General features: G+C 30.4%; 14 protein-coding genes. 10 read left to right on the top strand and 4 right to left on the bottom strand.

The genetic code is table 11. The features are described 5' to 3' along the window. Nucleotides 1-50: 50 nt before the first annotated feature. A complete protein-coding gene (locus Anndu_RS11620; RefSeq protein ID WP_464101357.1) occupies nucleotides 51-4673 on the top strand; it encodes a CHAT domain-containing protein in 4623 nt (1540 codons plus the stop codon). Nucleotides 4674-4805: 132 nt separating this feature from the next. After that, entirely contained in the window at nucleotides 4806-5825 is a 1020-nt protein-coding gene (locus tag Anndu_RS11615; protein WP_464101356.1) for a fused MFS/spermidine synthase, read from the top strand. 35 nt (nucleotides 5826-5860) lie between these two features. Here the strand turns inward: Anndu_RS11615 and Anndu_RS11610 are convergent, their stop codons facing one another. Then, nucleotides 5861-6070 carry a DUF2283 domain-containing protein gene (locus Anndu_RS11610; RefSeq protein WP_464101355.1) on the bottom strand — a complete coding sequence of 70 codons (210 nt, stop codon included), beginning with the start codon at nucleotides 6068-6070 and terminating at the stop codon, nucleotides 5861-5863. 100 nt (nucleotides 6071-6170) lie between these two features. Here Anndu_RS11610 and ileS point away from each other — a divergent pair, with 100 nt between their 5' ends. From ileS to Anndu_RS11590, 4 genes are all read left to right on the top strand, one after another. Continuing rightward, nucleotides 6171-9086: an isoleucine--tRNA ligase gene (gene ileS, locus Anndu_RS11605; protein ID WP_464101354.1), complete on the top strand. Its 2916-nt coding sequence runs from the start codon at nucleotides 6171-6173 to the stop codon at nucleotides 9084-9086. A gap of 63 nt (nucleotides 9087-9149) precedes the next feature. Continuing rightward, on the top strand, nucleotides 9150-9533 hold the full coding sequence (locus Anndu_RS11600; RefSeq protein WP_464101353.1) for a type II toxin-antitoxin system RelE/ParE family toxin: 384 nt from the start codon (nucleotides 9150-9152) through the stop codon (nucleotides 9531-9533). 5 nt (nucleotides 9534-9538) lie between these two features. Then, the gene (locus Anndu_RS11595) at nucleotides 9539-9862 is read left to right on the top strand and encodes a helix-turn-helix domain-containing transcriptional regulator (protein ID WP_464101352.1); all 324 of its coding nucleotides are present in this window, start codon (nucleotides 9539-9541) and stop codon (nucleotides 9860-9862) included. Between the two features lie 24 nt (nucleotides 9863-9886). Next, on the top strand, nucleotides 9887-10147 hold the full coding sequence (locus tag Anndu_RS11590) for a hypothetical protein (RefSeq protein WP_464101351.1): 261 nt from the start codon (nucleotides 9887-9889) through the stop codon (nucleotides 10145-10147). Nucleotides 10148-10341: 194 nt separating this feature from the next. Here the strand turns inward: Anndu_RS11590 and Anndu_RS11585 are convergent, their stop codons facing one another. Continuing rightward, nucleotides 10342-10743 carry a hypothetical protein gene (locus Anndu_RS11585; protein ID WP_464101350.1) on the bottom strand — a complete coding sequence of 134 codons (402 nt, stop codon included), beginning with the start codon at nucleotides 10741-10743 and terminating at the stop codon, nucleotides 10342-10344. Nucleotides 10744-10887: 144 nt separating this feature from the next. On the opposite strand from Anndu_RS11585, the gene Anndu_RS11580 reads away from it, so the two are divergent. The 4 genes from Anndu_RS11580 to Anndu_RS11565 all read left to right on the top strand — a co-directional run bounded on the left by Anndu_RS11580 (nucleotide 10888) and on the right by Anndu_RS11565 (nucleotide 12453). Continuing rightward, nucleotides 10888-11451, top strand: coding sequence for a helix-turn-helix domain-containing protein (locus Anndu_RS11580; RefSeq protein WP_464101349.1), 564 nt, complete (start codon nucleotides 10888-10890; stop codon nucleotides 11449-11451). 3 nt (nucleotides 11452-11454) lie between these two features. Then, entirely contained in the window at nucleotides 11455-11814 is a 360-nt protein-coding gene (locus Anndu_RS11575; protein WP_464101348.1) for a DUF6972 family protein, read from the top strand. Beyond that, nucleotides 11777-12034 carry a hypothetical protein gene (locus Anndu_RS11570; protein WP_464101347.1) on the top strand — a complete coding sequence of 86 codons (258 nt, stop codon included), beginning with the start codon at nucleotides 11777-11779 and terminating at the stop codon, nucleotides 12032-12034. The genes Anndu_RS11575 and Anndu_RS11570 overlap by 38 nt, the downstream gene beginning before the upstream one ends. A gap of 191 nt (nucleotides 12035-12225) precedes the next feature. Beyond that, nucleotides 12226-12453 (top strand): type II toxin-antitoxin system HicB family antitoxin, encoded by a 228-nt coding sequence (locus Anndu_RS11565; RefSeq protein WP_464101346.1) that lies wholly within the window; start codon nucleotides 12226-12228, stop codon nucleotides 12451-12453. Nucleotides 12454-12477: 24 nt separating this feature from the next. Here Anndu_RS11565 and Anndu_RS11560 read toward each other — a convergent pair whose 3' ends face one another. After that, the gene (locus Anndu_RS11560) at nucleotides 12478-13257 is read right to left on the bottom strand and encodes a CorA family divalent cation transporter (RefSeq protein ID WP_464101345.1); all 780 of its coding nucleotides are present in this window, start codon (nucleotides 13255-13257) and stop codon (nucleotides 12478-12480) included. 83 nt (nucleotides 13258-13340) lie between these two features. Next, a complete protein-coding gene (locus tag Anndu_RS11555; RefSeq protein ID WP_464101344.1) occupies nucleotides 13341-15530 on the bottom strand; it encodes a GAF domain-containing sensor histidine kinase in 2190 nt (729 codons plus the stop codon). Between the last annotated feature and the right edge of the window lie 60 nt (nucleotides 15531-15590).

The following is a 15590-nucleotide window of genomic DNA, read 5'->3' as shown; positions in this document are numbered from 1 at the left end:
TATTTCTCCCTATTTACGGTCTTTTCTCTTATTATCCATTTTAAATTAAAATGATTTTTTCTAAATCTTTATTATCGGTAATATCCACATCTCTATTAATTACAATTAGCTATCCTATTTCAGCACAAATAAGTACAGATGGCACAATACCAACGACTATTCAACAAATAGGAAATGTTTTTGAAATCAACGGAGGAATAACTGTTAATAATAATTTATTTCATAGTTTTGGTCAATTTTCAGTTAATACCAATACCGAAGCTTTTTTTAATAATTCAGCAACAATTAATAATATTATTACTAGAGTTACAGGTGATTCTATTTCAAATATTAATGGGATAATTAGATCTAATAATAATGCTAATTTTATATTACTTAATCCCAATGGCATTAATTTTGGTTCTCAAGCTACACTTAATATTGGTGGTTCTTTTTTAGGGACAACGGCTAGTAGAATTAATTTTGCTAATGGTAGTTATTTTAGTACCACAGATGTTAACACTTCTCCTTTATTAACAATTGGTAATCCTGTTAGTTTGCAATTTAGTAATCTATCAGGAAATATCATTAATCGATCAGTTTATACTAATAATAATCAAAAAGTTGGTTTACAAGTTAACTCTAATCAAAGTTTATCTCTTTTAGGTGGAAATATTATTTTAGATGGAGGTGCTTTAACGGCTGAAAGTGGCAAAGTAGAATTAGGAAGTGTTGGAATTAATAGTTTAGTGAATCTTAATTATAGTAATAAAGGCTTTATTTTTGATTATAGAAATGTTAATCTTTTTCAAGATATTCAACTATTAAATGGAGCTAAAATTAATACAAGTGGCGAGGGAGGAACTATTAATTTACAGGGTCATAATATTATTCTAACTAATAGATCTCGAATAGAAAATAATGTAATAGGAGCGAATGACGGAGGAATTTTAACAGTTAATGGTATTAATTCGGTATTATTTGATAATAGTCGTATTATATCTAATGTCGCTTCATCGGGTAATGGAGGGACAGTTATCCTCAATACTCAGCATTTTTCTCTTTACAATGGTGCGGCCATTTCAGTATCAAGTTTTGATTCAGGAAATAGTGGTAATTTAATTATTAATGCTTCTGAATCAGTCAAAATTGTTGGTGTCAGTAGTAGTCAACCAAGTTTTTTAACTTCTTCTAGTATCGGCAGTGGCGATGGTGGGGCAATAACAGTTAACACAAAAAATTTAAGTATCATAGATGGTGGAAGTATTTTAGCAGTTACTGTTGGAGATGGAGCAGGAGGTACGATCAATCTGAATGCTCATGAATCTATAACTTTAATGGGAAGTGGATTTGCCATAGAACTAGAAAATCCATTTTTGCCCAGTCAAATATCTGTTTCCTCTGGACTCGAAGGTTTCCCCTTTGAACCGACCGGTAATGGTGGTAACTTGAATCTTAATACCAATCGTCTGATTATTCAAAATGGAGCGGAAATTTCTGCTAATAGTTTTGGCTTTGGAGAGGCGGGTAATTTGAATATTACAGCTAACTCTTTACTTTTAAATAATCAAGGCAGTATTACGGCAGAAAGTTTAACTGGTGGGGGTGGAAACATTAATATTAATTTAAGTGAATATTTATTAATGAGACATAATAGTTTAATTTCTACTACCGCCGGAACAGAGGGGGGCGGTGGCGATGGGGGCAATATTACGATTAATTCTCCTTTTATTGTCGCTCCTGCCAATGAAAATAGTGATATTACGGCTAATGCTTTTCTTGGCAATGGTGGTAATATTAATATCTCTGCAACGGGTATTTATGGCATTAAATTCCGTGATCTACAAACTTCTTTTAGTGATATTACCGCTAGTTCTCAATATGGACAGTCTGGTATTGTGGATATTACCTCCCCCGATGTGGATGTGAGTCAAGGCTTAGTTGATTTACCTAATAGCCCGATTGATCCCTCTAAATTAATTGGTCAAAATATCTGTAATAAAGGTCAATCTAGTGAGTTTATTGTAACAGGAAAAGGGGGTTTACCTCCTAATCCAACGGGTATTTTATCTCAAGAAACTATGATTGTGGATCTGGGTTCGTCTTTTAATCGTAATGCTCAAGAAGGTGCTTTAAATCAAGTCAGAGCGTGGGATTTGGGGGCTAATGGTGATCTGGTTTTAACCCAAACCAGTTCCCTTGAAAATGTAATCGAAAAAGGACGTAAAGCTTACAAAAAGAGGGATTTTCACTCAGCGATCGAGCTTTGGACTCAGGGGCAAGATCAGGCACTACAAACGGGAGATCTGTTCAATCAAGCTCTGATTTTGAATAATTTAAGTTCGGCTTATCTACAGTTAGGGCAGTGGCAAGATGCTCAGAATACTCTTAATCAGGCTTGGCAAATTTTACAAGGGGAAATAGGCACAAACAAAATAGCAATATTAGCACAAACACTTAATAATAAAGGTAATTTAGAATTTGTTTTGGGGGGTGGAGAAAGGGCTTTTTCTACATGGTTAGAAGCTGAAAAAATGTATAATCAAATTAACGATCAATATTCAATTATTGGAGTTAAAATTAATCAATCTCAAGCCTTAGAAAGATTAGGTTTAAATCTTCAATCAGTCAAAATATTAACGGAAATTGAACCACAATTAGCAAGTTTACCAGATTCTGAATTAAAAACAATTGGCTTTAGAATTTATGGTGATAGTTTAAGAGTAATCGGTAAACTTGAAGATAGTAAAACCTATTTAGATCAAAGTTTAATTATTGCTCAAAATTTACAAGATCAAGAAAATATTAGTCAATCTTATTTAAGTTTAGGTAATTTATATTATAATCTTCAAAATCAAAAAGATGATTTTCAAGCAACAATTAAAGCTTATCAAAATGCGATCGAAAATACTCAATCACCAATTATCAAAATTCAAGCTCAGTTAAATTTATTAAATACTTTAATTTTTCAATTAAATACTAATCATAATATTTTTGGTTCAACTAGACAAGCTATTCTCACACAAATTAATAATTTATTAGGGGAAGTTGAATCAAAAATTGATCAATTAATTATCGATCACACTTCAATTTATACTAAAATTAATTATAGCTACACTTTAAGTAAATTAATTACTTTAAATAAAGAAACTCTTGATAATTATTCTAATATTATTGCGGGACAAAATAAACCCGTTATTCCAATTTTAGAACAAACCTTAAATGAAGCAAATCAAATTAAAGATTTACAGGCTCAGGCTTATATTTTAGGTTATTTAGGAGAAAAATATGAGCAGGAAAATCAATTAGCAAAAGCTCAAGAATTGACGAGAAAAGCAATTATGATTACAGAGGAAATTAAAGCAGATGATATTGCTTATCGTTGGCAGTCTCAACTGGGCAGAATATTGAAAGCTCAAGGGAAAAAATCAGAAGCTTTAATTGCTTATAATCGGGCTTATAATATTCTTAAATTTTTGCGCAGTGATCTTGTAATTGTTAATAAAGATTTACAATATTCTTTCCGTGAAACTGTTGAGCCTATCTACCGTGAATTTGTCTCTTTATTATTAGAAAATAATCCTTCTCAAGCTCAATTAAAACAAGCATTAGATATTATGGAATCTTTACAAATTGCGGAATTAGATAACTTTTTCCAAGATGCTTGTTCTCAAGTTAAAACGGAAAATATTACTCAATTATCCCCCGATACAGCCGTTCTTTATCCAATAATTTTACCTGATAGATTAGATTTAATTTTATCCTTGCCCGGCCAAGATTTAAAATATTATTCTAACCCCATTCCTCAAACAGAATTAGAGTCAACTTTAAGAAAAATTAAAAATTTCTTAACGAATAATCGTGTAACCCGTCGTAATGATTATTTTCCTTTATCACAACAACTTTATGATTTATTAATCAGAAAAACTGAACCTGACCTAAGTAAAAATAATATTAAAACTCTAGCTTTTGTGTTAGATGGGTCATTAAGAAATGTCCCCATGTCAATCTTAAATGATGGACAAAAATATTTAATTGAAAAATATGCAATCGCCGTATCTCCCGGTTTAAAACTATTAGAAACTAGACAATTAGCAAGAGTAAAATTAAATACTTTATTAGGGGGAATTACTGACGAGATTCAAGGTTTTAATGCGCTACCAAATGTGGAGATAGAATTAGAAGAAATCGCTAAAAATATCAGTAATGAAATTTTATTAAATCAAGATTTTACTTATAATCATTTACAAGAAATTATTAGTAATAATTCATTTCCAATTATTCATTTAGCCACTCATGGCGAATTTAGTTCACAAGCACAAGATACATTTATTTTGACCTACGATGGTAAAATAAATGCTAAACAATTAGAGGATTTATTGAGTTCAGGAAAACAAAATGTTGAATTATTAGTATTAAGTGCTTGTCGCACGGCCGCCGGAGATAATCGGGCGGCGTTGGGATTAGCCGGAATCGCCGTCAGAGCGGGAGCTAGAAGTACGGTTGCAACCCTGTGGTATGTGGATGACAAGGCAACTTCTGAATTAATGATTGAATTTTATCAACAATTACAAAAACCAAATATTACCAAAGCGGAGGCTTTGCGCCAAGCCCAAATCAAACTTTTAAAAAATCCCGAGTCTTCCCATCCACTTTATTGGGCCCCCTATGTTTTAGTTGGTAATTGGTTGTAAGAGAAAATCAAAATATTAGTAATTTTCTTTTCTTATTTTTGATAATCATTTCTATAGTTTTATCAACCAATTTAGTATATTATTTAGCTAAAGTTAACTCCAATTTTGAACATAAAATATTTAAGTAAAACCATGACAAATAATAACCCAAATTTTCAAAAAAATCATTTTAGTTTACTACAAAAAAAGTTTATACAATTACAAACTAAACCTGATGGTTTTTTATTTTATCAACCTTCAGGAGTTCATTTCATTGTAGTAGAAAAACAACAAAATTTTATTAAATTAGGTTTAATTGATCAAGTTAATTTATCTTCTGCTTTAACTCAATCTCAATTTAACTTAAATGATCCTTTTAATCTAATTGCTGATTATAGTAAAGCTATTGTCTTATCTTTATTGTGGCAAAATAATCCGAAAAATATCTATATTGCAGGTTTAGGTGGTGGCATAATTCCCCTATTTTTCTATCATTATTTTTCTGAAACTATGATTAATACCACAGAAATTGATCCCAATATTATTAAAATAGCTAATCAATTTTTTGGCCTTGATTTTGATGATAGATTAACTGTTGATCCTGATGATGGTAGAGTTTTTCTAACTAAAGTTAATCCTGATTTTAAATATGATCTGATCATAACTGATGTTATATTAGGTAATGGTTATACTCCCTATCGTCTTTTTACTAAAGAATTTTATCAACTATGTCAAGATCATTTATCAGATCAGGGTGTGATGATTATTAATTTAGTAGAAACCGATCCTTTTTTACTAGAAAAAATAAAAACAATTCAAGAATGTTTTAAATATGTTTATGTTTGCAGTTTAGCAAGTGGAAATATTGTTATTATTGCCAATAATCATCAAAGTTTAAGCAGTGAAAATATTATGAAAAAAGCTAAAATTTTACAAGAAGAATATAATTTTAATTTTTCACTTTTAGAAGTAGCTTCTGAATTAAAATCTTTAACAGATAATATAGAATTATTAACAAAAGTTAATCAAGTTCAATCTTTAACAGACAACCATCCTCCTGATGATTATTTTGATTATTTACCCTCTTTTAATACCATGTTTGCTAAAGTTAATCAAGGTGATCCTTGCCCTTGTGGATCGGGAAAATTATATCAAAATTGTCATGGTTTATAAATAAATTTATGATGGTTTCAAACTGTTAAACTTAGTTAAAAATTAGCTTTAATTGGCAATTCAAACCATTGATTTAGAAGTAATCTTTTAGAAAAAAACATTACTTCTAAATTTTCAATTTCTTCTGATTCCTGTTCAGCATAGGTATCACATTTATTAATATAAAGTATATCCCCTTCTTTGTCATATTCAAAAGTTAATTCTACTAAACTATTTAGATAAGAACAAAAAAATTTTTTAGTCACTTTATATTCAATAAAATTAAAGTTATTTTTAATATTAAGATAACATAAAATCCCTAGACACGATAATATAAACAAATGTAAACCTATTTTAACAATAATCATGACTGAAGAAACTAAAAGTTATAAAGATACGGTTAACCTGCCCCAAACTAAGTTTGATATGAGGGCAAATGCTACCAAAAAAGAGCCAGAAATCCAGAAATTTTGGCAAGATGAGCAGATTTATGAGAAATTAGCACAAAATAACCCCAAAGAGCCGTTTATTCTCCATGATGGGCCGCCCTACGCCAACGGAGACTTGCACATGGGTCATGCTTTAAATAAAATTTTAAAGGATATTATCAATAAGTATAAGTTATTGCAAGGTCATAAGGTGCGATATGTGCCGGGGTGGGATTGTCACGGGCTACCGATCGAGCTTAAAGTGTTGCAAAATATGGATCAACAAACGAGAGAGGGTTTAACCCCCCTCAAAACCCGCTACAAAGCCCGTGATTTTGCCCTTAAAACCCAACAAAAACAGGCTGAAGGTTTCAAAAGGTATGGCATCTGGGGCGACTGGGAAAACCCCTATTTAACCCTCAATCCTGAATATGAGGCGGCACAGATCGAAGTTTTTGGTCAAATGGCTCTGAAAGGTTATATTTATCGAGGCTTAAAGCCTGTGCATTGGAGTCCATCCTCACAAACTGCTTTAGCTGAGGCTGAGCTAGAATATCCTGAAGGTCACACCTCCAGAAGTGTTTATGTGGCTTTTAAAGTAACAGAATTAAGTGATAAAGCTCAGAATATTTTGGGCGATTATAAAGAGGATTTAGCTGTTGCAATTTGGACTACTACCCCTTGGACATTACCCGGAAACTTGGCTGTGGCGATTAATGGTCATTTAGATTATGCCGTAGTTGAAGTTAATTCTGCTGAAAATATTGCTACAAAATATGTAATTGTTGCTAAAGATTTAGCGGAAAAACTAACAGAAACTCTAGGAGTTCAATTAACAGTAAAAGCCACATTTAAAGGAGAAATTTTAGAACATTGTCAATATAAACATCCCCTGTTCGATCGTCAAAGTCCTGTTGTGATTGGGGGTGATTATATTACCACAGAAAGCGGTACAGGATTAGTTCATACAGCGCCCGGCCATGGTTTAGAAGACTATTTTACAGGACAAAAATATCATTTACCCATTTTATGCCCTGTGGATGCTAACGGTAATTTTACATCAGAAGCAGGTCAATTTTCCGGTTTAAATGTATTAGATAAAACTCCTAAAGGTGCGAATCAAACTATTATTAATTCTTTAAAAGATTGCGGTGCATTATTAAAAGAGGAGGCTTATCAACATAAATATCCTTATGATTGGCGCACGAAAGAACCTACTATTTTTCGCGCAACTGAACAATGGTTTGCATCGGTTGAAGGCTTCAGAAATCAAGCATTAGAGGCGATTAAAAATGTTAATTGGATTCCCTCGATCGGTGAAAATCGAATCACCGCTATGGTGAGCGATCGAGGTGATTGGTGTATCTCCCGTCAACGTGCTTGGGGTGTTCCCATTCCCGTATTTTATGACACAGAAACAGGCGAGGCTTTATTAACAGAAGAAACTATTAATTTTGTGAAAGAAATTATTAGAAAAGAAGGGTCAGATGCTTGGTGGAAAATGTCAGTGGAGGAGTTATTACCCCCTAGTTATCGTAATAATGGGAAAACCTATCGGAAAGGTATGGATACTATGGATGTGTGGTTTGATTCTGGTTCATCTTGGAATGCTGTTGCTAATAATAGATCAGAATTAAAATACCCAGTTGACTTATATTTAGAAGGTTCAGATCAACATCGGGGTTGGTTTCAATCTAGTTTATTAACTAGCGTGGCTGTTAATGGAATTGCCCCCTATAAAACGGTGTTAACTCATGGTTTTGCCCTCGATGAAAAAGGGCATAAAATGAGTAAATCATTAGGAAATGTGGTTGATCCAAATATCATTATTAACGGTGGAAAAGATCAGAAAAAAGAACCGCCTTACGGTGCGGATGTATTACGTTTGTGGGTTTCTTCCGTTGATTATTCTTCCGATGTTCCCATTGGTCAAACTATTTTAAAACAGTTAGCAGACGTTTATCGTAAAATTCGTAATACTGCCCGTTTCTTATTAGGAAATATTCATGATTTTAACCCCCAAACTGATGCAGTAAGTTATGAAAATTTACCAGAATTAGATAAATATATGTTACATCAAATGAGTAACATTCTAACAGAAATTACGGAAGCTTTTGAAGAATATCAATTTTTCAAATTCTTCCAAAAAGTGCAGAATTTCTGTGTAGTAGATTTATCTAATTTCTATTTAGATATTGCCAAAGATCGCTTATACATTTCTGCTGAAAATGCTTTACGCCGCCGTAGTTGTCAAACAGTAATGGCAATCATTGTAGAAAATTTAGCCAAAGTTATTGCTCCCGTATTATCCCACATGGCGGAAGATATTTGGCAAAATTTACCATACAAAACTGAGTTTAAATCAGTCTTTGAATCAGGTTGGTTACAGTTAGAAACTCAATGGACACAAAACCCTGAAATTTTAGCAAAAGGTGAAAAATTAAGAAATATTCGCACGGGAGTTAATCAAATTTTAGAAAAAGCCCGTACTGAAAAATTAATTGGTTCATCTTTAGAGGCTAAAGTATTAATTTATGATGAAAGTCAAAAATTAATAGATTGGTTAACAAAACTCAATCCTATTGATAGTTTAAACGCTGAAAATAGGGTAGATGAATTACGTTATTTAATCCTAGTTTCTCAAGTTGAAATTATCACAGATGAGGCTAAAATTAACGAATCAAACTATCACGATGTAATTAATTTATCTGATGGTAATTTAAAAATTGCTGTAGTAAAAGCCGATGGTGAAAAATGCGATCGCTGTTGGAATTATTCAGTTAAAGTTGGAGAGTTTAAAGACGATCCAACTATTTGTGAAAGATGTAATGATGCTTTAGTTGGGAAGTTTTAGAGAACAAAAGTCGGGGATTTTAAAAATCTCCGACTTTTGATTATTACTAAACAAGTAACTTATATGTTACTATTAGTATTTATGATTAAAATTCAAGAATATATTAAAGAAGATGGCTCAAATCCCTATCAAAAATGGTTTAATAGTCTTGATCCGATAGCGGCCTCCAAAGTGACAGTTGCTAAAACAAGATTAGAATTAGGCAATACATCAAATATTAAATGGTTTGATGGAATTGGCGAATATAAAATCAATTGGGGTGTAGGTTATAGAATTTATTTAGCTCAAGATGGAACACAACTAATTATTTTATTTGGAGGTGGTACAAAAAAAAATCAACAAGCTGATATTCAAAAAGCTAAACAACTTTATCAAGAATATAAACAACGAAAAAAAGCAATTACTAAACAAACAAAAGAAAAATCTAAAAATAATAAAAAGAGGTAAATTTTATGAAGTTAACAAGAGATTATAAAGAAACTATCAAAGAAAGAATTAAACAAGATGAAGCTTTTGCTAGAGCTTTATTTGATGAAGCTATTTATCTTTTTCTTAATGGGGAAGCCGAAACAGCAAGATTAATTTTAAGAGAAGTTATTGATGCTACAATTGGTTTTGAAGCATTAGCGATCGCTACTTCTAAACCTAGTAAAAGTCTTCATCGAATGTTATCAGCTAAAGGTAATCCCACGATGAATAATTTAACTAATATTATTAATATTGTTCGTCAAAATCTTAATGTTAATATTCAAGTTAAAACCGTTTCTTGTATTTAAAATTAAAGAAATTTATCAATAAGAATGAAAGTTAGAGAACGAAACATTACTACAAATAACTCTACTTTAAATCATTTAATAATGGAGTTGGGAGAAGAATGTCAAAATGTTATTTCTTTAATTAATCAATTACAATTATCTGATTTAAGTAACAAACAAACAGTAGAAATTTTAGCAGAATTATTAGCATCTACAATTCATTTACACAGCCATTGTGATCAAGATTTTCAAGATTTAATTGCTAATGAATTAGAATTTTTACCTTATACCATTTACATAAAGTAAATTCAGACTGAGGCTTAATAGAATAGTTTATTCACAAAGATTTCAGTGATTTAACTATGTAACTAGTAAATGTAAATGGTATTAGTTGATAAATTTTCAATTTCAAAAGTAGGAAATTTTAAAAATTACCTACTTTTATAACAATTTCTTAAAAGGAGAATTTATATAACAATTAATATTAAACTAATGGGGGACTATTTAGATGGATTTGTCCCAATAATAGTATTGAGATCGTTATTGATTGCTTGTTCATCATAAATAGTTAGCATCCCATCACGAAGACTTTGATAATAATTTCTTCCTGCTTGTAAAGCCTCAAATCTCAAGGCTGAATTATTGGGTTCTTTTCGTAATTTATCTAATGCTTCTTGATAGGCTAATTGAATTTTATCTCTTTTCTTTTGATTATTTGAGATCCATTTGAAAACTAAAATTAAGGGTAAACCAAGTATTCCAAAAAATACTAAAAAAGCAAGAATCTTACCAAAAAAACCTCTAAAAACAAAAATAACTAATCCTATTATTGCAAAGATTATTACTTTTTGTATTATTGGTAGTGACTTTATTTTGTTTTGTAGTAACTTAATTTGACTCATAAAACTAACCCATATTTTTATTTTTTTATAACTTACTTTAGTTTTTAGTTAGTTTCAAGTATATTTTCCCCAAAATAAGTTATACTAAGTTATAATTTACGTTATAATCTAGTTAGTCAAAGTTACTGTAAAAATCAAATAAATATGGCTATTACAAACAATCATTTTCGACAAGCAGAAAAATCTTGGGACTTAACAAAACTTTACAAAGATCTAGCACAAATGAAAGGAAAACCTCTTACTGAAATTGAAAAATTGCATCTAAGAGGTTTATTATGTGGTTATAGTCCGGCGGAAATAGCAAACAAAAGAGGTTTAAAAAATAGAGGTATTGAAGCTAATTTCTGTAATACTTTATATCAATATGTTAAAAAGTTAGTTAATAAATGTGATCATAAATTAGATAATTATGAGCAAGTGGTGAGATGGTTAGAAGAAGTTGGTTATAAAATAGAATCACCTCATGATTTTAATAATGAAGATGCTTTTTCTTTAGAGATTAATTCTTTAGATGTTAATGTTAAGGTTAGAAAAGCACAAATTAACTTAAAACAAAATAAAGTTTTTGTGGATATTAATATTAGACTTGTAGCACCGATCGAAGATGATATTTTAGAGGAAGAAATTATGACAGATCATTTAGAGGAAAATTTTAATGAAAATGGTTATATATTTAATAATGATCAAGTTGAAGAATATAATAATTAAAAAATGACTGGAATTAATAAAAAAATTATTCCTGATCCTAGAATTAGTTTATTTCAAAAACATTTACCTGAAACTACACAAGTTAAAAGATTATTAAAAAAGGAAGGGAAAGCTCATGTTTTTAATGATCAGGCTACAATGGAAAGGGTAATTGAAATTATTATTAATCAAGGTGAACAAACAGGAATTAATGATGAGACGGATAAATATGAAAGATATGGTTTATATTTTACTGAATCCATTGGCTATATAATTAAAATTGATGGTAGTAAAATCCCTCTTTACTACGCCGAAATAAAAATTATTAAAGGAGACAATTTGTATCATGTTATCCCCAGAACTAATCCAAGAAAAACAACTTAATCAATGGGAATTTATCGAATTATGGATTGATCCGATTGTTTTCCCTCCTACAATATTAATGTTAATTAAAAATAAAAATAATCAATTTAATATTTGTGATATTGCTAATCATAATAAAGTTATTTTTTCTACTTCAAATTATGATGAGGCTAATTCTTGGTTACTTGAAGATGAATATGAAAGAGTTGATGGACGTTTATTAGCAGAAGAAATGATTTAAAATAGTAGGGTGGGCAAAGAAACAATAATTAAATAAAATTTGCCCACCTTACAAGATTATTTGTTATAATTTTGATTAAAAATTGTTGATTTATGCTAAAAAAGATTAGAGAATTAAAAAAATGGTAATGATGCTAAACTTTATTTAGAAAAACAAGTTAATCAAAGATTAAAACAACTGGAGGAATTATTATGAATATTAATTACTCAATGGTTATTACATGGAGTGACGAAGATCAATGTTATTTAGTCCATTTACCTGACTTTCCTTTTCAAGAATTTCATACCCATGGTGATACTTATGAAGAAGCGGCTAAACATGGTAGAGAAGTAATTGAAAGTTACATTGAAATTTATCAAGAAGATGGAAAAGAATTACCCCAACCTAAAAATATTTTATATGATCTAACTGCCGCCTAATTTCATTTTTAAAAGTCGGGGATTTTATTTTTCTTTTTCTCTAAAATTAGAGAGAATTTTACTATTAAAAACCCAACCTCTCATCACAAAACCAAGGAAAATACCACCACTAAAAATCAACCAAAAAAAGATAGTTGGGCTATTTTCTAAGCCACTGGGTAGATTCATCCCAAAAACGCTTGTAATAGCAGTTAAAGGCAAAAAAATTGCCATTAAAATATTAAGACGATCGCTAAAATGCAAAGATTGAATGGTTAAACGATTTTGTTCTTCTGCTTTTTGTGCTAAATAAAAATCAAGGGCATTCTTAGTATCAGTATAAATTAAATCTAAATTACGTTCTAATTCGTAAGCAAAATCCCTTAAATCTATTAAATCTCGATCGTCTGGGATTTCTTCTCTTGCTGATTGTAAAGTAGCGTGTAAATTTTTAATCGAACGATTAAGAGGAGTCAAATGTTGTAAAATTAAAAAATAATCTTGAGCATTTTTAGCATTATGATATTGTTGAGTAAAATCCCTTTCCATTTGCGCATATTCTTGAAGATGATTAATTAATTGTTTAATTCCTGCGGCTTTTTGTTGACTTAATAAAGTGTTTTTTTGTTCACTTGATAACCATTCACCTGAAGGTTTGCGCCAATAAAAAACACTTTCCCGATTTTTTTGATGTTGACGAGGGGCTTTATGTAAAACTAATAATAAATGCCCTTGAGCCTCCATTGCTCGTTGTTTTCCCGAACTTTTTTGGCCAAATCTAGTTTTAATAATTTCCGGTAAATCCCATGATAAAGGTAATGGCATAATCAAAATTTAATCAATAAATAACAAATAAAAAATTGGGTAAGATATTCAATTTTAAGTCAAAGAAATTGTCAATTATTAAACTAATAAGGTAAAGTAATTTTAAAAATTGTACCCTTACCTTCTTCAGAAAAACATTGAATTTTACCCCCATGTTTTTCCACAATAATTTGATGGGTAATAGCCAAACCGAGGCCTGTACCCCTTCCCACAGGCTTAGTAGTAAAAAAAGGTTCAAAAATGGATTGACGTACAGTTTCCGGCATTCCTTTGCCATTATCACTCAATTCGATCAAGATTTCTTGAGTTTGGGGAAAGTTTTGAGTGGAAAGGGTAATTTCTGGAGCAAAATCAGGTTTAAGCATTAATTTTTCCTCGATCGCATCAATAGAATTGCTAAAAAGATTCATAAAAACTTGATTTAATTGCCCCGCATAACCCTTAATTTCAGGGAGATCACCATAATTTTTAATAACTGTAATTTCCGGTTGAGAACCTTTAGCTTTCAAACGATGATATAATATTAATAAAGTGCTATCAAGACCTTCATGAAGATTAAGAAATCTTTTTTCTGTTTGATCTTTATGGGAAAAATTGCGCAAAGATAACACAATTTGACGGATTCTTTCGGCCCCAATTTTTAAAGAATTAACTACTTTTGGTAAATCTTCCTGTATAAATTCTAAATCAATTTCTTCAATTTCATCTAATACTTGATCCGGCGGATCGGGATAGGCTTGATCATAAACAGAAATTAACTTCATTAAATCTTTAATATAACCTTCTAAATAAGTTAAATTTCCATAAATAAAGTTAACTGGATTATTAATTTCATGGGCAACTCCGGCCACTAATTGCCCTAAACTTGAGAGTTTTTCCCCTTGAATTAACTGGGTTTGGGCTTGTTTTAAATCATTTAAAGTTTTGGTGATTTTTTCCGTTTGTTGTTGAGTTTTAGTTAATAATGAACTTTGTTGAATTGCTACCCCTAAATGAGTGGAAATATGTTGAACAAATTGAATTTCTGAAGGTAGCCATTCCCTTGCATAATGACAGTTATGTAAATAAATTATCCCCCATAAATTATCATTTTTAAATAGAGGGATCCCCAAATGGGAAAAAATATTATATTGTCCAAAAAATTCTTTTTCTTCTGTCAATAAAGTATCTTGTACTTGTTCCACATCATCAATTTGTTCAATTAATCCCTTTTCAAAAATTGATTTAATTTTATCAGTTAAATAGGGATAATCAAATTTTAATTTTAACAATGAGGGGCAATTTTCGTTTAATCCTTCGGCGATAAAATTGATAGTAATGGGCTGATCTGTTTGATTAAATAATTGATTTTCTAAACAACAAATAGCCACTCGATCGAGATTTAAAACCTGTTTAATTTCTTCAACAGTTGACTCAAAAATAGTAGTTAAATCAAGGGATTCTCTGATCTTGGTAACAACTCTAAAAGTAGCCTGTTGTTGTTCGATTACCCTTTGTAATTTAAAGGCCGTTTCGGTTGCTATATCAGCCGTTTCACAACTTTGTTGATATAATTGACTTTGATAAATTGCCATGCCGGCCTGAGTAGAAATCTGTTGAAGTAATTTAATTTCTTGAGGTAGCCATTCCCGAAAAGAATTACATTGATGACAAATAATTAAACCCCATAAATTACCACTTACACTAATAGAAACGATTAAACTTGATTTAACATTTAATTGTGCTAAAAATTTTTGATGACAAGGTGATAAATCAGCTTGTGTAATATTATTAATTATCCTAACATAATCGGGAGCTTGTAATTGTTCATAATTATTAATAAAACATTGATCTTGATTGCTAAGATTTAAAACAGAACTAACTTGATCATTAATCGCTTCTACAATAACTTTTCCGGTAATATCATCTAAAAATTGATAGATTAAAACTCGATCGCAAATTAAAACATGATGAATTTCTTTAACAAAAACTTGTAAAATAGTTTCTAAATCTAAACTACTATGAATTTGTTGCGTAACTTTAATAATACTATTTTGAAAAATCAAATTATTTTCTAATTCTTTAGTTTGTGACAATAACTTAGTTTGGATAATTTCTTCTAATTTAGTTTGAATAATTGATTCTAACTCATTAATACTATTAGTTTCTAATTTTAATTGCTGATGGATTACCTTGGCGATCGTTTGAGAAAAATCAGTCACAGAAAGATCAGACAACTCAAGCGATCGCCGGAAATTTTGTAAAAGTTCTGATAATTGAGTTTCTTGAGTCATCTTTCTTTGTGATCCAATAAATTAAGAAATGAACACCTTAATTTTAGTTTATCAAAATAA

It is taken from the genome of Annamia dubia NIES-4383 (genome assembly GCF_055394725.1).
The sequence above is the reverse complement of the archived record's forward strand: the minus strand, read 5'-3'. Positions and strand labels throughout refer to the sequence as shown.